Origin of the sequence: Variovorax sp. SRS16 (assembly GCF_901827165.1) — a bacterium.
Lineage (GTDB): Bacteria > Pseudomonadota > Gammaproteobacteria > Burkholderiales > Burkholderiaceae_C > Variovorax.
Genome location: NZ_LR594666.1, coordinates 133138 through 153685 on the forward strand (window position 1 = coordinate 133138; position 20548 = coordinate 153685).

The 20548-nt window shown below is 68.0% G+C and carries 23 protein-coding genes and 1 pseudogene; 15 read left to right on the forward strand and 9 right to left on the reverse strand.

All coding sequences use genetic code 11. The features are described 5' to 3' along the window. Positions 1-186 precede the first annotated feature (186 nt). On the forward strand, positions 187-960 hold the full coding sequence (locus tag E5P2_RS00645; RefSeq protein WP_162565260.1) for a response regulator transcription factor: 774 nt from the start codon (positions 187-189) through the stop codon (positions 958-960). Between the two features lie 24 nt (positions 961-984). On the opposite strand, the gene E5P2_RS00650 is transcribed toward E5P2_RS00645, so the two are convergent. Then, positions 985-1668 carry a sensor histidine kinase gene (locus E5P2_RS00650; RefSeq protein WP_162565261.1) on the reverse strand — a complete coding sequence of 228 codons (684 nt, stop codon included), beginning with the start codon at positions 1666-1668 and terminating at the stop codon, positions 985-987. Here E5P2_RS00650 and sctV point away from each other — a divergent pair. From sctV to E5P2_RS00675, 5 genes and pseudogenes are all read left to right on the forward strand, one after another. Beyond that, positions 1655-3406 (forward strand): annotated as a pseudogene (gene sctV / locus E5P2_RS00655) (type III secretion system export apparatus subunit SctV); the annotation flags it as partial. The gene E5P2_RS00650 and the pseudogene sctV overlap by 14 nt on opposite strands. 10 nt (positions 3407-3416) lie before the next feature. Continuing rightward, on the forward strand, positions 3417-4784 hold the full coding sequence (gene sctD / locus E5P2_RS00660) for a type III secretion system inner membrane ring subunit SctD (protein WP_162565262.1): 1368 nt from the start codon (positions 3417-3419) through the stop codon (positions 4782-4784). Positions 4785-4787: 3 nt separating this feature from the next. Continuing rightward, the gene (locus tag E5P2_RS00665) at positions 4788-5039 is read left to right on the forward strand and encodes a hypothetical protein (protein WP_162565263.1); all 252 of its coding nucleotides are present in this window, start codon (positions 4788-4790) and stop codon (positions 5037-5039) included. A gap of 54 nt (positions 5040-5093) precedes the next feature. Continuing rightward, complete coding sequence (locus E5P2_RS00670; RefSeq protein ID WP_162565264.1) at positions 5094-5336, forward strand: EscF/YscF/HrpA family type III secretion system needle major subunit; 243 nt, start codon at positions 5094-5096, stop codon at positions 5334-5336. Positions 5337-5419: 83 nt separating this feature from the next. Beyond that, the gene (locus E5P2_RS00675; RefSeq protein ID WP_232080535.1) at positions 5420-6013 is read left to right on the forward strand and encodes an RNA polymerase sigma factor; all 594 of its coding nucleotides are present in this window, start codon (positions 5420-5422) and stop codon (positions 6011-6013) included. A 24-nt stretch (positions 6014-6037) separates the two neighbouring features. On the opposite strand, the gene E5P2_RS00680 is transcribed toward E5P2_RS00675, so the two are convergent. From E5P2_RS00680 to E5P2_RS00690, 3 genes are all read right to left on the reverse strand, one after another. Next, positions 6038-6538, reverse strand: coding sequence for a hypothetical protein (locus tag E5P2_RS00680; protein WP_232080536.1), 501 nt, complete (start codon positions 6536-6538; stop codon positions 6038-6040). A 107-nt stretch (positions 6539-6645) separates the two neighbouring features. After that, complete coding sequence (locus tag E5P2_RS00685; RefSeq protein WP_162565267.1) at positions 6646-7686, reverse strand: MBL fold metallo-hydrolase; 1041 nt, start codon at positions 7684-7686, stop codon at positions 6646-6648. 32 nt (positions 7687-7718) lie between these two features. Beyond that, positions 7719-8378, reverse strand: a complete 660-nt coding sequence (locus E5P2_RS00690) for a peroxiredoxin (protein WP_162565268.1) — start codon at positions 8376-8378, stop codon at positions 7719-7721. A gap of 143 nt (positions 8379-8521) precedes the next feature. Between E5P2_RS00690 and E5P2_RS00695 the strand changes: the two genes are divergently transcribed. Further along, on the forward strand, positions 8522-10612 hold the full coding sequence (locus E5P2_RS00695) for an acetoacetate--CoA ligase (protein ID WP_162565269.1): 2091 nt from the start codon (positions 8522-8524) through the stop codon (positions 10610-10612). A 46-nt stretch (positions 10613-10658) separates the two neighbouring features. Here the strand turns inward: E5P2_RS00695 and E5P2_RS00700 are convergent, their stop codons facing one another. Together E5P2_RS00700 and E5P2_RS00705 are read right to left on the reverse strand one after the other, a co-directional pair. Continuing rightward, complete coding sequence (locus E5P2_RS00700) at positions 10659-11372, reverse strand: phosphatase PAP2 family protein (RefSeq protein WP_162565270.1); 714 nt, start codon at positions 11370-11372, stop codon at positions 10659-10661. A 44-nt stretch (positions 11373-11416) separates the two neighbouring features. After that, entirely contained in the window at positions 11417-11575 is a 159-nt protein-coding gene (locus E5P2_RS00705; protein ID WP_232080537.1) for a hypothetical protein, read from the reverse strand. A 166-nt stretch (positions 11576-11741) separates the two neighbouring features. On the opposite strand from E5P2_RS00705, the gene E5P2_RS00710 reads away from it, so the two are divergent. The 5 genes from E5P2_RS00710 (at position 11742) to E5P2_RS00730 (ending at position 14295) form a co-directional block, all read left to right on the forward strand. Then, the gene (locus tag E5P2_RS00710; protein ID WP_162565272.1) at positions 11742-12413 is read left to right on the forward strand and encodes a hypothetical protein; all 672 of its coding nucleotides are present in this window, start codon (positions 11742-11744) and stop codon (positions 12411-12413) included. Between the two features lie 20 nt (positions 12414-12433). Then, positions 12434-12700, forward strand: a complete 267-nt coding sequence (locus E5P2_RS00715; protein WP_162565273.1) for a hypothetical protein — start codon at positions 12434-12436, stop codon at positions 12698-12700. A gap of 103 nt (positions 12701-12803) precedes the next feature. Next, entirely contained in the window at positions 12804-13130 is a 327-nt protein-coding gene (locus E5P2_RS00720; RefSeq protein ID WP_162565274.1) for an ArsR/SmtB family transcription factor, read from the forward strand. Next, positions 13123-13566, forward strand: coding sequence for an SRPBCC family protein (locus E5P2_RS00725; RefSeq protein WP_162565275.1), 444 nt, complete (start codon positions 13123-13125; stop codon positions 13564-13566). Before E5P2_RS00720 ends, E5P2_RS00725 begins: the two co-directional genes overlap by 8 nt. 141 nt (positions 13567-13707) lie before the next feature. Then, entirely contained in the window at positions 13708-14295 is a 588-nt protein-coding gene (locus tag E5P2_RS00730) for a YbhB/YbcL family Raf kinase inhibitor-like protein (RefSeq protein ID WP_332107533.1), read from the forward strand. 16 nt (positions 14296-14311) lie between these two features. Here E5P2_RS00730 and E5P2_RS00735 read toward each other — a convergent pair whose 3' ends face one another. Together E5P2_RS00735 and E5P2_RS00740 are read right to left on the reverse strand one after the other, a co-directional pair. After that, positions 14312-14911 (reverse strand): hypothetical protein, encoded by a 600-nt coding sequence (locus tag E5P2_RS00735; protein WP_197908428.1) that lies wholly within the window; start codon positions 14909-14911, stop codon positions 14312-14314. Between the two features lie 65 nt (positions 14912-14976). Continuing rightward, complete coding sequence (locus tag E5P2_RS00740) at positions 14977-15888, reverse strand: LysR substrate-binding domain-containing protein (RefSeq protein WP_162570289.1); 912 nt, start codon at positions 15886-15888, stop codon at positions 14977-14979. Positions 15889-16057: 169 nt separating this feature from the next. On the opposite strand from E5P2_RS00740, the gene E5P2_RS00745 reads away from it, so the two are divergent. The 3 genes from E5P2_RS00745 (at position 16058) to treF (ending at position 20275) form a co-directional block, all read left to right on the forward strand. After that, the gene (locus E5P2_RS00745) at positions 16058-17254 is read left to right on the forward strand and encodes an acyl-CoA dehydrogenase (RefSeq protein ID WP_162565276.1); all 1197 of its coding nucleotides are present in this window, start codon (positions 16058-16060) and stop codon (positions 17252-17254) included. A gap of 1 nt (position 17255) precedes the next feature. After that, positions 17256-18497 (forward strand): CaiB/BaiF CoA transferase family protein, encoded by a 1242-nt coding sequence (locus tag E5P2_RS00750; RefSeq protein WP_162565277.1) that lies wholly within the window; start codon positions 17256-17258, stop codon positions 18495-18497. A gap of 77 nt (positions 18498-18574) precedes the next feature. Continuing rightward, positions 18575-20275, forward strand: coding sequence for an alpha,alpha-trehalase TreF (treF, locus tag E5P2_RS00755; protein WP_197908431.1), 1701 nt, complete (start codon positions 18575-18577; stop codon positions 20273-20275). Between the two features lie 13 nt (positions 20276-20288). Here treF and E5P2_RS00760 read toward each other — a convergent pair whose 3' ends face one another. Next, positions 20289-20480 (reverse strand): DUF1127 domain-containing protein, encoded by a 192-nt coding sequence (locus tag E5P2_RS00760; RefSeq protein WP_162565278.1) that lies wholly within the window; start codon positions 20478-20480, stop codon positions 20289-20291. Positions 20481-20548: the final 68 nt, after the last annotated feature.

Below are 20548 nucleotides of genomic sequence, written 5' to 3' on the forward strand. Positions count from 1 at the left end.
AAAAAGTACCACGCGCTACGCCCCTTTGAAACAATTGTTCAGATTGTTCCTGCGCATTTATCGCACATTGTCGCGTGTGCATGCGGCCTTCTCCAAGGTGCCGCGGGCATTCGGCAAGGGGCACGCCGACACATCAGTCGCCTCGCTTTCGCCGGCCTGCGCCGGCGTACCTCAAAGAGTGAGCATATGGAAATCGCAATCGTCGGCCGCCATCGCGCTCTCGTGGATCGCGCACGCGCCAGTGTGGAAGCGCTCGGCCATCAGGCCACGGTGTTCTCGACGCCGCAGGCGCTGCGATCGGCCGCCGAATGCCGTCGGATCGGCATGGTGGTGTTCGTCATGGGCGCCGAACAGGCGTCGCCGTCCGCATGCGTCGATGCCGTCCGCGCCGCCGATCGCGATGCGCCGGTGCTGGTTGCGGTGAGCCCATCGAACGTGGCGCTCATGGGCCCGGCCTTCGAATCGCCGCTGAGCGAGTTCATCGTCAGACCCTACACCTCGAAGGAACTCAGGGCCCGCGTGCACGCCGTTCTGCGGCGCACCTACCGGACCTGCCCGGAGAACCAGGCGGTGTTCGGCCCCTACCGCTTCCTGCCGCTGGAGTCGACCGTCGAACTCCACGGCGTTCCCATCAAGCTCAATCCCAAGATGTTCGCGCTGGCCACCTTCTTCTTCAATCGCCCGGGCCAGCTCTTCTCGCGCGATCACCTTCGCGCCGCCGTCTGGCCGACGGCCGGAGACGGCCAGTCCCGAACCGTGGACACCCATCTGTCGGTCCTGCGCAACCGCCTGCAACTCGAGCCCGCCAACGGCTACGTCCTGCGCAACGTGTATCGGCGCGGCTACCTGCTCGACGCGGTACACGCGCGCCCCGTCGAAGTCGCCGACCCGCCGCGCTTCGTGCCATCTCGCCGCGACGGTGTCGGTGCCCACCACGTTGCCGATGCCATGTGCCCCTGAGGCAGCCTGACGAGGGCAGATCGATCAGCCCTCGTCACCAGGCTGCACATCGTCCGTCGCCATCGGAAGGCCGATCACGAAAGTCGTCCCCGCGCCCGGTGCGCTCATGACGTCGATCCAGCCGCCGTGATGCGCCACCACGGCATGCACGATCGTCATGCCGATCCCCCAGCCGTGCCCCGCGTCGCGCGCCGACGGCGTCGAATTCCATTTGCGGCGCAGGCCGCTGTCCATCAGGCCGGCGACCTGGCCCGCGTTCATTCCCGCGCCTTCGTCGCGGATCGAGATCAGTACCTCGCCACCGACCTTGCCCGGCTCGTCGTTCGCTTCCAGGCACACATGAATGCTGCTGCCGCTTTCGCTGTAGCGGATCGCGTTGTTCAGCAGGTTGACGAAGGCGCGCGTCAGCAGCGAAGCGTCCGCCGAGATCGTGCAGTCCGCGGCGCCAAGCCGCGGCGTGATGGTCACGCCGCGCGCGCTGGCCGAGGCCCATGTGGCATCCACCGCATCGAGCACCGCCGCACCCGCGAAAGTCAATGCATACCGATAGACGCCCGACTCCGCCTCCACCATGTCCATGAAACTTTCCGCCAGGTGGATCGTGCGCCGCGCCTCGCCGCCGATGCCCTCCATCACCTCCTGGATGTCGACGTTCGCGGCCTTCTCCGAATAAAGGCCCAGAAGGCTCAGAATCCTGATCCTGACCATCGTTCAGTTCGTGGTCATCACCAAGGGCGCCGAGCGCGTGGCCGAGGTCGGCGCGCGCTTCTCGCTCGATGCGATGCCGGGCAAGCAGATGTCGATCGACGGCGACATGCGCGCCGGCGTGATCGACATGGACGAGGCGCGCCGCCGTCGCGGACTGGTCGAGAAGGAGAGCCAGCTCTACGGCTCGATGGACGGCGCGATGAAGTTCGTCAAGGGCGACGCCATCGCGGGGCTGATCATCGTGGCGGTGAACCTGCTGGGCGGCATCCTGATCGGCACGATGCAGCGCAACATGAACATCGGCAAAGCCGTCGAGGTCTATTCGATCCTCACGATCGGGGACGGCCTCATCGCGCAGATTCCCGCGCTCTTCATCTCGATCTGCGCCGGCATGATCGTGACCCGCGTCACCAGTGCCGACGGCGGCCCCTCCAACGTCGGCAAGGACATCGGCACGCAGCTGCTGTCGCAGCCCAAGGCGCTGATGATCGGCATGGCCGTCATGGTCGGCTTCGCGCTCATTCCGGGGATGCCCGCCATTCCGTTCCTGATGCTGGCATTCCTCGTCGGCACCGTGGGCTACACGCTGATCCGCGGCGAGCGCCAGCAGGTCGATGCCAAGACGGGGCGCGTGACGACGGTCTCGGCGATGGAAGCCGCGGCGCAGTCGAAGGCAGCCAGCGCCGCCGCGGCGGCCGCCAAGGCCGACGACACCGAGGGCTTCACGCTCACCGTGCCGCTGATGGTGGACGTCAACGATGCGCTCGAGAGCGTGTTCTCGGCCGAGCTGCTGAACGAGGAGCTCATGAAGATCCGCCGCGCGTTGTACTTCGACCTCGGCATCGTGTTTCCCGGCATCCAGCTGCGCTACAACCCGCGCCTGCCGCCGGAGACCTATTCGATCCTGCTGGCGGAGATTCCCGTTTCGCAGGGACGCCTGCGCGCCGGCTACCTGCTGGTGCGCGAGACCGAGGAGAACCTCACCGCGCTGTCGATCCCCTTCGAGAACGATCGCAAGTTCCTGCCCAACATGCCGACCCTCTGGACGCCGGCCGAGCTGAAGGACCCGCTCGGCCGCGCCGGCATCTCGTTCATGGAGCCGACGCAGGTGCTGAGCTACCACATCGCCTTCGTGCTCAAGAAGTACGCGGCCGACTTCATCGGCATCCAGGAAACGCGCGCGTTGATCACCAACCTCGAAGGGCGTTTTCCGGAGCTGGCCAAGGAGCTGCAGCGCGTGCTGCCGATCCACAAGATCGCCGAGATCCTGCAGCGGCTGGCGTCCGAGGAGGTATCGATCCGCAATCTGCGCGCGGTGGGCGAGGCGCTCATCGAGTGGGGCCAGAAGGAGAAGGATTCGGTGCTGCTCACCGAGTACGTGCGCATGGCATTGAAGCGCCACATCAGCCACAAGCATTCGAGCGGACAGAACATCCTGCCCGCCTACCTGCTGGCGCCGGCGGTCGAGGACAGCGTGCGCGGCGCCGTGCGGCAGACCTCCGCCGGTTCCTATCTGGCACTCGACGCCCAGCTGTCGAAGACGCTGGTGGAGAACATCAGGAAGACCGTCGGCGATCTGTCGGTGGGCCGCCAGCGTCCGGTGCTGCTGACCTCGATGGACATCCGGCGCTACATGCGCAAGATGATCGAGCAGGAGCTCTACGAGCTGCCCGTCATCTCCTACCAGGAGCTGACGACCGACATCAACATCCAGCCCTTGGCGCGGATCGAAGCCTGAGGACACGGCAGTGCCAGAGCCGACCCTGACTTCCGACACCACGACGCCCATCGAGCTGCGCGTGCTGTACGGCCCCCAGGCCGGCAGCCGCCTGCAGCTCGCATCCGGCGACTATCTCATCGGGTGTTCCGACGAGTGTGCCATCGTGCTGAGCGGCCTGCGGATGGCGCAGCGGCACGCATTGCTGGTCGTGCAGGGCGAAGAGGCGCGGATCGCGCCGCAGGACGGCCCGGTGTGCGATGCGATGGGCAACGCCATCGCCGACGAACTGGTGCTTACCCTCGGCATGCCGGTCGAATTGGGCGGCGTGTCGATCGCCATCGATCGTGTCGACGCTGCGTGGCCCGATGCGCAGGCCGTCGCGCCGATGAAGGACGCGGCCTCCGCACCGGTCGAGGCCGCGACGGCGGCATCGAGCGCCGCCGCCGCACCTGCGGCTGGCGGACTTCGGTCTTCGCCGGCGGCGCTGCGGCGCGCGCGCGGGGTCAGTCTGATCGCGATGGGCATCGCCGCATTGGCACTCCTCGGCCTCGCATTCGCCTGGGCCCTGGACGGCGAGAGAGCCGCCGCGCCGCAGCCCGAGCTTGCGAGCGTGGCGGCGCCCGGCAGCGGGCCGCCCGAGGCGCTGACCGGTCTGCTTCGCACGCTGGATCCGGCACACGCATTGACGCTCACGCGGCAGGCCAACGATCAGTGGCTGGTGAGCGGCTACGTGGCGACCGGCACCGAGAAGAAAACGCTGATGGACGGATTGGCGGATCTGACGCCCGTGCCGGCGTTGAAGCTCTTCTCGGAAGAAGAAATCACCAAGGCGGCCAACGAGGTGCTGAACGCCAGAGAGGACGCCTCCGACGGCGTGCTGGCGCTCGAGAACGGCGGCAAGGGCCTGTTGCGCCTGAGCGGTGCCGTTCGGCATGCAGTCTCGGCGCAGTCGGCGAAATTGTCACTGATGATCGTGCCTGGCGTGAGCAGCGTCGACATCAGCGACGTGATGCTGCCTGAGAAGCTGCTGGCCGATCTGAAGGGGCGCATCGATGCCGCGGGCCTGCGGCAGCAACTGGTCTTCACCAGCGAATGGCCGACAGTGACTTTGACCGGCTCGGTCGACGAAACGCAGCGGGCGCGCTGGGAGACATTGATCCGGGCTTTCACCCGGGCCTATGGCGATGTGCTGCCGCTGCATGCCACGCTCACCCCGGCCGTTCCCAAGGCCATGCTCGAGGTGCGCACCATCGTCGGCGGCGACGCGCCCTACATCGTGACCCGGCAGGGCGTGCGCGTGAATCGCGGTGGCGAGATCGACGGCCATGTGCTGAGCATGGTCCGCGACACCGATGTGGTCTTCGATGGCGCGCAACGCTGGCAGATCGCGAGGTAGGCGATGGTCGAACGCATCTTCATGCTCGAACTCCAGGAGCGTCTCAGTACCGATCCGCACGGCGAGCTGCGCCGGAGCCTGATCGCGCAGCTCCAGGATCTGCAGACGACGCTGCTGGCAAGACGCAGGCTGCTCAACGAACCGGAGGTGTACCACCGGATCCAGGCCGCGCTGGGCGCGGTCGAGGCTGCGCTCGGGACCTTGCGAACACTGTCCATCCGCAAAGGGCCGTCGGTCGGTCGATGGCTTCCGTAGTCATCACGCCGGCCTTTCCGATTTCCTGTTTCACCATTCTTGGAGGTAGCGACCATGGCAGCAATAAGCGGCATTACCCTGGCTGATATCAACGATGCGGTCGGCCCGGGCATCGCATCGGCAGAAGCCGCCGTGAAGGCCGACCTCGCGGCAGCGAGCAGCGGCACGGCCTTGAGCGTGGCGCAGCTGACCCAGTTGCAGTTCGACGAAGAAGAATTCACGATCATCGGTTCCATCTACTCCGCCCTCCTGAAGGAACTCTCGGACCTGTTGAAGAGCATCGTCCAGAAGATGTGAGCAGGCCGCGGCCGCGAGGGCGCAGATCGGCTGCGCGGGAATGATCCAGTTGCCCGCAAAGTACTGCGTACCTCAGGGTGATGATGAAACCGCCCATCCTGGACGCGGCGATGCGCGATGGCTTCGAGCCCGCGCAGGACGCCGATGCGCCCGACACCGACCAGCTGTTCCGCCAATTGGTGGACCGGCACCGCGTGCGCCTGCAGCGCTTCGTGATGCGGCACATCGGCCAGCCCGACGACGCCGAGGACATCGCACAGCAGGCATTCGCCGAAGCGGTCCGCACCATCGAACGCTTCCGCGGCGAGTCCGAGCTGTCGACCTGGCTCTATGGCATCGCGATGAACCTGGTGCGCAACTACCTCAGCCGCGCGCCCCATCGGATGTATCGCTTCGAGACCGATGAAAGTCTCACGACCATGTTCTCGCCCGATGGAGACCCGGGAGACAACGTGTCGATGCAGCAGACCCTGCGCCAACTGTCCGAATCGATGGCGGAGCTGCCGCGGGAAATGCGCGAAGTGCTGACACTGGTCGCGATCGAGGAAACGGCCTACGAGGACGCAGCGGCCATGCTGTCGGTGCCTGTGGGTACGGTTCGCAGCCGGCTGTCCCGCGCGCGTGCCGCGTTGCGGGCGCGGCTCGCGGCGGCCGGTGTCGACGTGCCGTTCTTCTGACGAGAGATGCGTCAGCGCGTTGCCTCACCAGGTGCGCGAGAGCACCGAACCGATGGCCCGCTGCATCAGCGGCTGTGCAGCCCGAAGGTCCACGCCGCGCCGATCGGAACCGGCGGCCGCCATCTCGAGCGCGAAGGCGCCGTCGATGCGCGCGCGGGTGTCGACGGACAGCGTCTCCGGGTCGACGCCCGCGGCGGCGACGCAGGCATGAAACGCCGCGCCATCGCCCTCGGCCAACAGCAGAATGCGCGAAAGAAAACTCAGGCCGGACATCGCGGTGCGGCTGATCTCGGCCGCCGAAACGGCGGTCTCGATCTCCTGCCGCGTGAGCGCGCGCGGATTGCCAAGATCGTGCCCGAGCGCCTGCAGCACCGAGTGCGCGACCGCGCTGCCGAACGCCGGGCACAGCATGCCCAGCAAGGCCTGCGCCGTGGCGCCGGATGGCGATCCGGCCCCTGCGCGCAGCGGCCGCGCCACGCCCGGCCCGGCAGGGGCGGCCGCGGAGTTGTGAAGAGAAGTCATCATGAGGTGCCGATGCAGCTGCGAAGCGAAGCCTTGTCTCGAATGCGGGCCCAGGTGCAGCCGCGCCGATGCCGACATGAGTAACACCCACGTCGAAGAAGTTCGCCGGCTCAGGCCTCGCGGCCGGTGTTCAACGGATAGCCCGCCTCGCGCCATGCCTTCATACCGCCATCGAGCGCGACCGCATGCAGGAAGCCCATGTCGCGCAAGGTCGATGCGGCCAGGGTCGAGATGTAGCCGAGCTCGCAGCAGGTGAGGATGCGCCGCGTGGGGTCGGGCAGGTCCTGGTTGACGCGCAGCTCGAGCTGGCCGCGCGGCAGCAATCGCGCGCCGGGCACGTGGCCGGCCTCGTAGGCATCGCGCTCGCGCACGTCGAGCACGATCAGGTTGTCCTCCCGCGCCTCGACGCGCGCCTTGAGTTCGACCAGCGACATGAAAGGCACGGCGGCCGTCGCCTCGGCGAGCAATCGCGCCACGGTCTTGCCGCCGCTCATGTTCGTGCGCAGCGCCTCGGTGACGTGTGTCGGCATGGTCAGGCTGAGGCTGCGCATCATCTCGACGAAGGCCTCGCGCTCGCGCTTCTGCAGCCGCGGGTTCGTTGCGATCTCGTCCGCGATGGTTGAGTGCGTGCGTCCCTTGTAGTCGTGCGCCGGATTGACCTTGAGCGAGGGGTCGAGCGTCAGCACTCGGTTGAACAGGCTGTCGTAGAGCGCCTCCGGATCGCCGCTCGGCAGGTCGGTGCGGCCGGTGCCGCCGATCAGCAGGGTGTCGCCGGTGAAGAGGCGGTCCTCGACCTGCAGGCACATCGAATCGGCCGTGTGGCCCGGCGTGTGGAGGACCTGCAGCCGCAGTTTGCCCAGCACCACCATCTCGCCGTCGCCCAGGCGCATGTCGACGAAGGGCGCCGGGCTCGCGCGGTGCATGACGACCGGCACCTTCATCTGCTGCGCCAGTGCCTTGGTCGCCGAGAAATGATCGGCATGCGTGTGGGTGTCGATCAGGTAGCGGATGCGCACGCCCTCCTGGGCGGCGAGCGCGAGGTAGTGGTCGATCTGGCTCAGCTCCGGATCGATGAGTGCGGCCGCACGGGTCTCGCCGCAGCCGACGAGGTAGGACTGGCAGCCGCCGGTTGCGATCTGCGCGAAGATCATGCGTGGCTCCCGTGGGCTGCCGCCGGTGGGACTCAGCCCGGCTGCTTGGTCACGCGCAGATAGGGCTTGGGCGACTTCCAGCCCGCGGGGAACAGCTTCTTGGCGTCCTCGTCCGACACCGAGCCGGCGATGATCACGTCCTCGCCGTTCTTCCAGTTGGCCGGCGTCGCGACCTTGTGCGCCGCGGTCAGCTGCATCGAATCGACCACGCGCAGGATCTCGTCGAAGTTGCGCCCGGTGGTCATCGGGTAGGTCAGCATCAGCTTGATGCGCTTGTCGGGACCGATGACGAAAACCGAGCGCACCGTCGCGTTGGTGGCCGCGGTGCGGCCCTCGGAGCTGCCCGGCTCCTCGGCCGGCAGCATGTTGTAGAGCTTGGCGACCGCGAGGTCGGTGTCGCCGATCATCGGGTACTTCGGCAGGTAGCCCTGCGTTTCCTCGATGTCCTTGGCCCAGCGATCGTGCGCATCGACCGGGTCGACACTCAGGCCGATCAGCTTGGTGTTGCGCCGGGTGAATTCGGGCTCGATCTTCGCCATGTAGCCCAGCTCGGTGGTGCACACCGGCGTGAAGTCCTTGGGATGCGAGAACAGGATGGCCCACTTGTCGCCGATCCATTCGTGGAAGCGGATCGGTCCCTGGGTCGTGTTGGCGGTGAAGTCGGGTGCGAGATCGTTGATGCGCAGGGACATGGTGGCTCCTTAGGGATGAAAGATGGACATCCGCCGCATGCCGGCGGCCGCGGCAGCTAGCCGGAAAGTACACCACGATCCGCGCATCCGGACAATATTTTCCCGGATTGAAAAAGTGCAATGCGGGGCGTTACGCTGGGCGCGTGACACCTACGCCCACTCCCGCCTTCATCCCCCTGATCCGCCTCTACCAGGACTGGCTGCGCGATACGCGCGGCCTGGCCTTCGATTCCTACGATGCGCTGTGGCGCTGGTCGGTCACCGACCAGCCCGCTTTCTGGCAGAGCATCTGGGACTACAACGGCATGCGGTCGCCGACGCCGGCCGACGCAGTGCTGGCCGACGCGCACATGCCCGGCACGCGCTGGTTTCCGGGCGCCCAGGTCAACTATGCGCGCGAGGTGCTGCGCCACGCGAATGCGGCGCACGCGGCGGGCATGCCGGCCATCGTCAGCGAGAACGAGCTCGGCCAGGTGCGCGAACTCGCGTGGCCCGAATTGCGGCGGCAGGTCGCGGCCTTCGCGCTGACGTTGCGCCGGCTGGGCGTGGCGCGCGGCGACCGCGTGGCCGCCTACCTGCCCAACGTGCCGGAAACGATGATCGCCTTCCTCGCCTGTTCGAGCATCGGCGCCGTGTGGAGCGTGTGCGCGCCCGACATGGGCACCGCCGCGGTGGTGGACCGCTTCCGGCAGATCGAGCCGAAGGTGCTGATCGCGGCCGACGGCGTGCACTACGGCGGCAAGCCGCTCGACCGCAGCGGCGTGCTGGCGCAATTGCGTGCGGCGCTGCCCAGCGTCCGGAAGCTGGTGTTGCTGAAGACGCCGCATGCCGCCGAGCCGGTCGCCGCCGATATCGACTGGGTCGCGGCCGTGGCGCAGGAAGATGCCGAGACCGCCGCCTTCGAACCCGAATGGCTGCCTTTCGACCATCCGATGTGGGTGCTCTATTCGAGCGGCACCACCGGCCTGCCCAAGCCGATCGTGCACGGGCAGGGCGGCGTCATCCTCAACATGTATGCCTGCGGGCTGCACAACGACATCGGTGCCAGCTACACGGCCAACAACCACGGCGAGCGCTACCACTGGTACAGCTCGACCGGCTGGGTGATGTGGAACTCCCAGCTCGCGGGCCTGGCCATCGGCGCGACCATCTGCCTCTACGACGGCAACCCGGCCGGCAGCAAGGACCGGCCCGACTGGGGCGTGCTGTGGCGCTTCGTCGCGCGGCACCGCGTGACCTTCTTCGGCGCCGGCGCAGCCTACTTCGCGAACTGCATGAAAAGCGGTCTCGACCTGGAGGCCTGCGGTGACCTGTCGCGCGTGCGTGCGCTCGGCAGCACCGGCTCGCCCCTGCCCGAAGACGTGCAGCGCTGGGGCACAGCGCAATTGAGCGCAGCCCGTGAAGCGGATCTCTTGCGGGAGGGCCGCCGCGCCCGGCCGCCCGAAGCGGCCGGCCCGCCCCCTGGCAGGGGGGGTGGCGAAGCCTGGGGGGCGAGCCAGGTCTGGTGGTGCAACATTTCGGGCGGCACGGATTTTTGCGGCGCCTTCGTCGGCGGCAACCGCGAACTGCCCGAGGTGCCGGGCCAGATGCAATGCCGCCAGCTCGGCGCCTCGGTCGAGGCCTGGAACGAGCAAGGCCGGCCGGTGATCGGCGAGGTCGGCGAACTGGTCTGCACCCGGCCCATCCCGTCGATGCCGCTCTACTTCTGGGGCGACGAGGGCAACGCGCGCTATCTCTCCAGCTACTTCGACACCTACCCCGGCGTCTGGCGCCACGGCGACTGGCTCAAGGTCGGCGAGGACGGCGGCTGCATCATCTACGGCCGCAGCGACGCCACCATCAACCGCCAGGGCCTGCGCATGGGCACCAGCGAGATCTACAGCGCCGTCGAAGGCCTGCCCGAGGTGCTCGACTCGATGGTGGTCGATCTCGAGTACCTGGGCCGCGACAGCTACATGCCGCTGTTCGTCGTGCTGCGCCAGGGCGTCGCGCTGGACGACGCGATGCGCGGCAAGATCAACGACGCGATCAAGACCTCGCTGTCGCCGCGCTTCGTGCCCAACGACATCTTCCAGGTGGCCGAGATTCCGCGCACGCTCTCGGGCAAGAAGCAGGAGCTGCCGATCAAGAAGCTGCTGCTCGGCCAGCCGATCGAGAAGGTCGTGAACCGCGAGGCGATGGCGAATCCGGCCAGCCTCGACTGGTACGTCGCGTTCGCTGCCCGCCGCGCGTAGTCCGCTGGGTCTCGGGCCTGCCCGGGCTCCTGCCTCCCGTGCGCGCTCAGGCCTCGCCCTGCATCGCGATCGGCGGCATGCAGGCCGGTGTCCTGCACGGTGCGGCCTGTCGCCGCCGCAGATCGCGCAGCATGCCGCTGCGTGTGTAGGGCAAGCTGTGTCCGGAGAGCAGGAGCGAGAACTTCGTCACCATCGCGTGGGTCCTCGAGACGGGTGCGTGAACCGGCATCAGCATCAGCCACAGCGCCACCACGGCGGGGACGAGCGGGCTGACCGGCCCGGTGGACGGCAGATTCTCCCAGTTCAGCGCCATGGCGCTGGCGATGCCGCCCACCATCAGCCCGCCCAGCACCTCCGACACCGAATGCGCGCCGACCACCACCCGCGAGACGCCGATCAGCAGCGCCAGCCCGAAGCCGGCCGCCACGGCGAGAGGGCGGCCCGCCCGCGATGCGGAAGGTGCCAGCGTGCCCAGCAGCAACGGATAGACGGCGGCGGCCAGCATGGCATGTCCCGAGATACCGGTGAAATTCAGTTCGGGCCAGCCGATGCCCCAGCCGATGAACGCCACCTTGCTGGCGGCCGTCACCAGAATGGCAGCGGCCAGCGACGCGATCCACCAGATCGCGAGCGCGCGCGCATCGGCCTGTCGCAGCAGCCCCAGCGTCGTCAGCAGCGCAGCCGGCAGCAGGATCTGTGCCTCTCCGAGACGCGTCAGCAGATGCCAGAAGTAATGAAGGGAACCCAGCGCACCGAGCACGATTCAGCGGCCTTTGTCATCGAGCGCCGGCGTCGCCCGCCGCATCAACGGAAGAACATGCCGAGACCGGCCAGGAGCATGAGAACCGCCAGCGTGATCAGCGTCAGCGCCATCCAGCGCGTGGCGACCGCCCGCGCCAGCGGCCGGTCGTTCCCGTTCCTGAAGTTCCTGAGACGGTGCGCTCTGCGAGACATGCGTGGCATGTGCGCGACTTTGCATCCAGGCGGCTGATCGGGCACTGACGAGGAGGCATGGGGAAAAATGCCACGGCCCAGCCGCCGGTGCATGCACGCGTGCGATGACTTTGCCCACAGGTAACAACATGTGTGGTTGAATGTCGGCCGGGTCGAGATTCAAACAGGAGAAGCCATGAGGCAATCGGTGGGCATTGCATGCATCGTCATGCTCGTCGGCGGATGCGCGACGAGACCGGCGACAGGGCCGGGTTCCGGCGTCGGAGCGGACTATGTGCCCATGGTCGAAACACCCGCCGCGGCGCCCACGGCGTACGACGACGACGTCGCCAAATGCCAGGCCAGCGCGCGCAGCATTCCCTTCCGGGCGGACGAGCACAACGAGGCGCTGGCCGTGCTGGATACCGCGGTGATCGGGACGGTCGTCTCGACCGGCCTGGGCATCTACACCGTGATCGCGACCGGATGGACCGGCGGCGCCATGGGAGGCTTCGGCTACTGGATGTACTCGCCGCAACGCGCCACATGGCGCGCCAAGCAGGAAACCTCCATCGCGAACTGCATGGCGCGCAAGGGCTATGTGAACACCGATCCCTCCGTGAAGGTCACGTGGATCCCGCCGTCGCAGAGGTCCCTCGCGCCGCCGCGGGCCACCGGCGTCGACACCTACAACGCCGAGAAGCTGGTCAAGTCGCAACGCTGCGGCATCGCGCCGCTCGCGGCCCTGGTGGCCAAGGGCCCGGGCTTCGAGCGCTACAGCGTCGCCTGCGCCAATGGCCAGGTCGTGCCGGTGCGCTGCGAGTTCGGCAACTGCCGGATCAGCCAGACCGTGGCGACTGCACGCTGAGCATTGCCATCCGCAGCCCCATGGCGACTGAGTCCAACCGACAAGACGAATTGAAGAAGATGGTGCTGTGCGCCAGTTGCGCCGGCATCCAGCGCAACTGGCGCCGCGCGCCCGGGCATGCCGAGCTCGTGCAGCTGTCCAGCCGCAAGGTGGAGCGCAGCGATGGCGAGCACGGCGGCCACACCATCAACGTCACGAGCTACCGGTGCGATGCCTGCGGCACGCGCTGGGAATACGAAAACGACAAGACGAACCAGCAAGCGGGCTGGTCGGTCGTCGGCCGCTAGGCGCCGAGACGCCGATCGATCCCGAGGACATGGCCGCGGTTCGCCGCGCATTGACATGCAGGCATTTACTTGCATATACTGAACCCATGCCGACAATCACCGCATGGACGACACCGACCTGCTCTTCAAGGCGCTGGCAGATCCCAGCCGACGCAAGCTCCTGGACTCGCTGCATGCGGGCGACGGACAAACGTTGAGCGAACTGTGCGAGCACCTGGACATGACGCGCCAGGCGGTGACGCAGCACCTGGGCCTGCTCGAGGCGGCAGGCCTGGTTGCGATCACCTGGCGCGGCCGCGAGAAGCTGCACTTCCTCAACACGGTGCCGCTGCACGAGATCTACATGCGCTGGGTCCGCAAGTTCGACAAGCCTCGCCTCGAGGCCTTGCATGCCCTGAAACGAAACCTGGAAGGCAAACGCCATGAATGATTCGACCTTCGTCTACGTCACCTACATCCGTACGACGCCCGAGGAACTGTGGGCCGCGCTCACCAGCCCGGAGTTCACGAAACAGTACTGGTTCGGCGTCGAGGCCCGCTCCGAATGGAAGCCGGGTTCGTCCTGGCAACTCGTGTTTCCCGATGGCCGCATCGCCGACACGGGCGAGATCGTCGAGGCCGACGCGCCGCGGCGCCTCGTCATCAAGTGGCGCAACGAATTCAAGCCGGAGATGAAGGCCGAGGGCTGGTCGCGCTGCACGATGGCGCTGGAGCCGGCGGACGGCGCGGTCAAGCTGACCATCACGCACAGCATCGAACGGGAAGGCTCGAAATTCATCGAGGCCGTTTCCGGCGGCTGGCCGCGCATACTTTCCAATCTCAAGTCGCTGCTGGAAACGGGCGCGCTGGCTTTCGCAGCGGCATAGGCTGCGCTGGCGCCTCGCCGGGCGTGCTTCGGGCGAACCGACTACAGCGGCCGATGCGGATTCACCCTAGGATCCGGGCGCGAATCTCGCCTCATTCCGTTGAAGTCACCGGATCGCCGCCGCGGCCCACCAGGAGCCCCCATGCCTCGTCTTCGCCTGCACCCCGTTGTCCGGTCCGCCCTTCTGCCGATCTCTGTGGTCGCCCTCGCGGGCCTCGTGGCAGCCTGCACCGTCATGCCGCCTGGCACTACCGCAACGGGCATGCGCGTGACCTCCAGCGCCTTTGCGGACAACGGCCGCATTCCGGCGGAGCACGCCGGCCTCGGTGATTGCGGCGGCAGGAACGTCTCGCTGCCCGTGGCCTGGAGCCGCCTGCCCGCCAAGGCGCAATCGGTCGCCGTGCTGCTCTCGGACCCGGACGGCGCGAACGGCCTCGGCGTGTCGCACTGGGTCGCCTACAACATCCCGGCCGGACGCGGCGAACTCAAGGCGGGCGAGGCCGAGGCGGCTGCCGGCTTCACGATCGGACCGAACGTCGCGGGCGCCGCGGCCTATCGCGGCATGTGCCCGCCGGCCGGCGATCTGCCGCACCACTACACCTTGACCGTGGTCGCTTCCGATCTCGCGCCCGGTGCGTTGCCGGCCGGCTTGACGCGCGATGCCTTGTTTGCCGCGCTCAAGGGCCATGCGCTGGGCGGGCAGAGCGTCGTCGGCCTCTATGGCCGCTGACGACGCGCCGCGCGCCCTAATCGATGCGCGCCTGGGTCAGCGCGTCCTGCAGCGTCGTGGCGTAGGCCGCGATCTCCACGGCCTTGTCCTGGCCGTTGATGATGCGGCGCGCCGCGACATAGTCGACGCCCGCGTCGCCGATGTAGTCCGACAGCTTCTTGCCGGTGAAAAGGCCTTTGCGCATGCCGACCGACATGATGCGGTACGCGTTGACCGGCTCCAGCACCCGCGTCGGCTGGTCGATGAAGGCCGTGCCCAGGTTCACGGCCTGCCCGAGCTTGAGGTAGTTGGCGCGGCCCGTGATCTGCACGTAGCCGCGGCCCTTGAAGCGCAGCCCGTCGCCTGGTTGGGTGTTGCCGAGACGACGGCCGATCGCGGTGCCTGACTCGTATTTCGCGAAGTACGAATCGGCGCCGAACTCGGTGATCGGCTGGAAAGTGTTGGCGCACTCGTGCTTGACCGTGGCCAGCATGTAGGCCACCCGGCGGTCGTCGTCGATGTCGGGGTCGAGCTGCACGAAGCTCAGCAGCTGGTCCAGGCCCTGGTACTGCGATGCGGTGAGCTTGGAGAAGGATTGCTCGTAGGCGGCGACGAAGGCTTGATGATCGTAGAACATGGGGGCGCTCCTGATCGGCGGTCTCGGCGCAATCTACGCCGCGGCGCGGTGGCGTCCTATAGCGCTTAAGCCATACGGCCGCCTGCCGACTGCGCCAGCAGCCACTGGCGGAACAGCACCAGCGCGGACCGTTCGTCCTGCGATGCGGGCGTCACCAGGAAGTAGCTGCGCTCCCCGCGCAAGGGCCGGTCGCAAGCCACCACCAGCTCGCCGCGCGCGAGCTCGGCCTCGATCAGCATGCGCGGCATCAGCGCCACGCCGAGGCCGTGCGCGGCGGCGATCGCCAGCATCGAGAACAGCTCGTAGCGCGGGCCGCTGTGCGCGCGCGGCGCATCGACTTGCTGCGCGTCGAACCATTGGCGCCAGCCGTCGGGCCGCGTGCTCTGTTGCAGCAGCGGCTGCTTCGCGACCGCGGCCGGCGAGAGCGTCTTGCGCGGCGCGATCAGCGCCGGGCTGCAGACCGGCACCACGTCCTCGGGCAGCAGCACGGTCGACTGCGTGCCGGCCCAGTTGGCCGTCTGCGCCGGCGTGCCGGCGTAGAGCGCGGCATCGAAGGTGGTGTCGGTGAAGAGAAAGGGGCGGGTGCGCGTCTCGATGTGCACCGTGATGTCCGGATGCTTCGCCGCGAAGTCGGGCAGGCGCGGAATCAGCCAGCGCGTCGCAAAGGTCGGCACCGCCGCGAGCTGGAGCGAACCGCCCGACCCCTGGCGTGCCATGGTGTCGAGCGTGTCGCGCTCCATGGTGTCGAGCTGGCGCGCGATCTGGCGCGCATAGTCGGCACCGGCCGGCGTCAGCGCCACGCCGTGGCGGGTGCGGCGAAACAGCGCCAGGCCGAGGAAGTCTTCGAGTGCCGTGATCTGGCGCGACACGGCGCTCTGCGTCAGCGCGAGTTCCTGCGCGGCGCGGGTGTAGCTCTCGTGGCGCGCGGCTGCCTCGAAGCAGATCAGGGCCTGGGTCGACGGGATTTTTCGGCGCATGGTATGCGGGAGTGACATGGCGAGACGACACGCTCACCAATGAAGCCTTGCACTGCGATTATCCGATCAAGTGCGCAAAGCGCATAACTGAGTGTCGAATCCTCGTTTGCGCTCGCACCGTCTGGCGCTTACGATCGGTGCCAACCTCAAGCCCTTACGGAGACCTCGCATGGCCCACGCCGCCTTTCACTGGGAAGACCCGCTGTTGCTCGACCAGCAACTCACCGACGACGAACGCATGGTGCGCGATGCCGCCAATGCCTACTGCCAGGAACGCCTCGCACCGCGCGTGCTCGACGGCTTCCGCAACGGCGAGACCGATCCGGCCATCTTCCGCGAGATGGGCGCGCTCGGCCTGCTCGGTCCGACCATCCCCGAGCAGTACGGCGGCCCCGGCCTCAACTATGTGTGCTACGGCCTCATCGCCCGCGAGGTCGAGCGCGTCGACTCCGGCTACCGCTCGATGGCCAGCGTGCAGAGTTCGCTGGTGATGGTGCCGATCAACGAATTCGGCACCGAGGCGCAGAAGCAGAAGTACCTGCCCAAGCTCGCCACCGGCGAGTGGATCGGCTGCTTCGGCCTGACCGAGCCCGACCACGGTTCCGACCCCGGCAGCATGGTCACGCGCGCCAAGAAGGTGGCCGGCGGCTATTCGCTGACGGGCGCCAAGATGTGGATCAGCAACAGCCCGATCGCCGACGTGTTCGTGGTCTGGGCCAAGGAAGTGAGCGAGAGCGGCCAGGTCGGCCCGATCCGCGGCTTCGTGCTCGAGAAGGGCGCCAAGGGCCTGTCGGCGCCGGCGATCCACGGCAAGGTCGGCCTGCGCGCCAGCATCACCGGCGAGATCGTGATGGACAACGTGTTCTGCCCCGAGGAGAACGCATTCCCCGAAGTGCAAGGTCTCAAAGGCCCGTTCACCTGCCTCAACTCCGCGCGCTACGGCATCTCGTGGGGCGCGCTCGGCGCCGCCGAGGACTGCTGGCACCGTGCGCGCCAGTACACGCTCGACCGCAAGCAGTTCGGCCGCCCGCTCGCGGCCAATCAATTGATCCAGAAGAAGCTGGCCGACATGCAGACCGAGATCACGCTCGGCCTGCAGGGCTGCCTGCGCCTCGGCCGCATGAAGGACGAGGGCACGGCGTCGGTCGAGGTCACCTCGCTGCTCAAGCGCAACTCCTGCGGCAAGGCGCTCGACATCGCACGCCTGGCGCGCGACATGATGGGCGGCAACGGCATCAGCGACGAGTTCGGCGTGGCGCGGCATCTGGTCAACCTCGAGGTGGTCAACACCTACGAGGGCACGCACGACATCCACGCGCTGATCCTCGGCCGTGCCCAGACCGGCATCGCAGCGTTCGCGAACTGAGATGACTGCGCCCAGGGAAGGCGCCCTCGCGGGCCTCAAGGTTCTCGATCTCTCCCGCGTGCTCGCGGGCCCGTGGTGCACGCAGATCCTCGCGGACCTGGGGGCCGACGTGGTCAAGATCGAGCGTCCCGGCGTCGGCGACGACACGCGCACCTGGGGCCCGCCCTTCCTGAAGGACGCCGAGGGCCGGGACACCAACCAGGCCACCTACTTCACGGCCTGCAACCGCAACAAGCGCTCGGTCACCATCGACATGGCCGCACCCGAAGGCCAGGCGCTGCTCAAGCAGATGGCCGCGCAGAGCGACATCCTGGTCGAGAACTTCAAGACCGGCGGGCTCAGGCAGTACGGGCTCGACTACGAGAGCCTGCGCGCCATCAATCCGCGTCTCGTCTACTGCAGCGTGACCGGCTTCGGCCACGACGGCCCGCACGCCACGCGCGCCGGCTACGACCTGATGATCCAGGCCACCAGCGGCATGATGAGCATCACCGGCCGTCCCGACGAAGAAGCGGGCGGCGGGCCGCTGCGCGTCGGCGTGGCGCTGACCGACCTGTTCACCGGCGTCTACGCCAGCACCGCGATCCTGGCCGCGCTCGAAGTGCGGCATCGCACCGGCGAGGGCCAGCACATCGACATGGCGCTGCTCGACGTCGGCATGGCGATCCTCGCCAACCAGGCCAGCGCCTTCCTCAACACCGGCGTCGCGCCGAAGCGCCAGGGCAACAGCCATCCCAGCCTCGCGCCCTACCAGGACTTCCACACCCAGGACGGCGCGATGCTGCTGGCCATCGGCAACAACGGCCAGTTCGCGCGTTTCTGCGACGCCGCCGGTCATGCCGACTGGGCTGCCGATCCGCGCTTCGCCACCAACACGCTGCGTGTGCGGCACCGCGAGGTGCTGATTCCGCAGATGGAGGCCGTGACGCGCACGCGCACCACGGCCGAATGGATCGCGCTGCTCGAGGACAAGGCCGTGCCCTGCGGCCCGATCAACGACATCGCGCAGGCCTTCGACGACGAACAGGTGAAGGCACGCGGCCTGGCCATCTCGCTGCCGCGCGACGCGGGCGACGGCATCGGGCAGATCTTCGGCGTCGCGAGTCCGCTGCGCCTGCAGGCGACGCCGCCCGTGCTGCGCCATGCACCGCCGGCCCTGGGCCAGCACACCGACGAGGTGCTGGCCGAGCTGGGCCTCGATGTGGCCGAGCGGCGGGCGCTGCGCGCGGCCGGGGTGGTCTGACGGAATCCGCCATGGCCGGGAACGCCTGAGCACGGAAGCGGTCTATCGGGTTTCGGCTTCCGGTCATCATCGGGCTCATGAAACTCCTGCACAAGAAGGCGCTGGTCGACGGCATGGGTGCCCCCAGCGACACGCGGCGCTCGTCGGAAGCGGCCAAGGCACCCGCGCCCGACACGCTCACCCCCGGTGACCGCTACCAGGAATTCTTCGTCGCGGTGCAGGAAGCGCGCGTGTTCCCCGACAGCAAGACCTTCGTGGACTGCGCCCCGCACGACGAGCCGGCCGCGATCCTCGATGCCTACCGCGCAGCACGCCATGCGCCGGGCTTCGATCTGGCGGCCTTCGTGCATGCGCACTTCCGGGTCATCCGGTCTGCGCCCAGCGAATACACCTCGGTGCCGGGTCAGCCGATCGCCGCGCACATCGAAGACCTCTGGAACGTCCTGACCCGCCATCCGAAGGCGCATCCGCCGCGTGCCTCGCTGCTCCAGCTGCCGCATCCCTACGTGGTGCCGGGCGGACGCTTCGGAGAGCTCTACTACTGGGATTCGTACTTCACCATGCTAGGCCTCGTTCCGGGCGGCCATCTGCAATTGCTGCGTGACATGGTGGAGAACTTCGCCTACCTCATCGACACCTACGGCCACGTGCCCAACGGCAACCGCAGCTACTACCTGAGCCGCTCGCAGCCGCCGCTGTTCGCGTTGATGGTCGAGCTCGCCGAGCAGTACGGCGTCGTGGGGCAGCGCCACTTCCTGCCGCAGCTGCGCCAGGAGCATGCCTACTGGATGAACGGCAGCGAGGGCCTGCCGCCGGGCGCCGCACGCGGCCGCGTGGTGCGCCTCGCGGACGGCACGCTGCTCAACCGCCACTGGGACGACCGCGACACGCCGCGCGAGGAGTCCTGGCTGGAAGACGTGTCCACCGCCCGCGCGGCCGACCGCGATGCGGCCGAGGTGTACCGCGACCTGCGCGCGGCCTGCGAGTCGGGCTGGGACTTCAGCACCCGCTGGCTGCGCGAGCCGGCGCCGCGCGGCACGCCGCACGCGGCCGCGCCGGTGCGTGCCGGCAGCGCGGCATCGCTGGCGAGCATCTGCACCACGTCAATCCTGCCGGTGGACCTCAACGCCTTTCTCTACAAGCTCGAAAGCAAGATCGCCGAGCTCGCGGGGGACAGCGGCTACATCAGCACCGCGGACGAATTCACCGAGCGCGCGAGGCAGCGCAAGGCCGCGATCGTCGAGCACTTCTGGGATCCGAAGCAGGCCGCCTTCTTCGACTACGACTGGCAGCAGGGCGTGCGGCGAACCTGTCTCACCGCGGCCTGCGTCGTGCCGCTGTTCGTCGGTCTGGCCGAGCCGGCCCAGGCGCAGGCACTGGCCGAGACGGTGTCGAAGCGGCTGCTCGCCCACGGCGGCCTCGCGACCACCGAGTGTCCGAGCGACCAGCAATGGGATCAGCCCAACGGCTGGGCGCCGCTGCAGTGGATGGCGATCTGCGGTTTCGCCGACTATGGGCAGGAGGCGCTGTCCGCGACCCTCGCGAAGCGCTGGCTGGCGACCGTCGCGGCGGTGTACGAGCGCGAAGGCAAGCTGGTCGAGAAGTACGCACTGCGCGTGGTCGAGCACGAAAGCTCGGCCGGCGGCGGCGGCGGCGAATATCCGCTGCAGGACGGCTTCGGCTGGACCAACGGCGTCACTTGCGCGCTGCTTGCCCGGCATCCGCAGCACACGGCCCACGGATCGGTCGCGCACGACGCGGCGCCGCGGCATCGCTGAGGCGCGCGGCGCTTCACCAGATCGTGCAGCCGCCCTGGCGCGGCAGGCCCCGCAGCAGCCCGGGTATCTGGCTGCGCCCGACACCCAGATCCTGCAGTTCGCGCTCGCTCATCGCGGCCAGCAGCCGCTGGTCACGCCTGCAGCGCAGCGTGCGGGCGATCGCCTGGAAAAGAAGAATGGCGACGGTGGGTTTCCTCTGTGACATGACTCGGCTCCTGACAAGGCGCCCATCTTCCGGTCTGGCGTGCTATCGTGGAAGTTGAGATTTCTGTA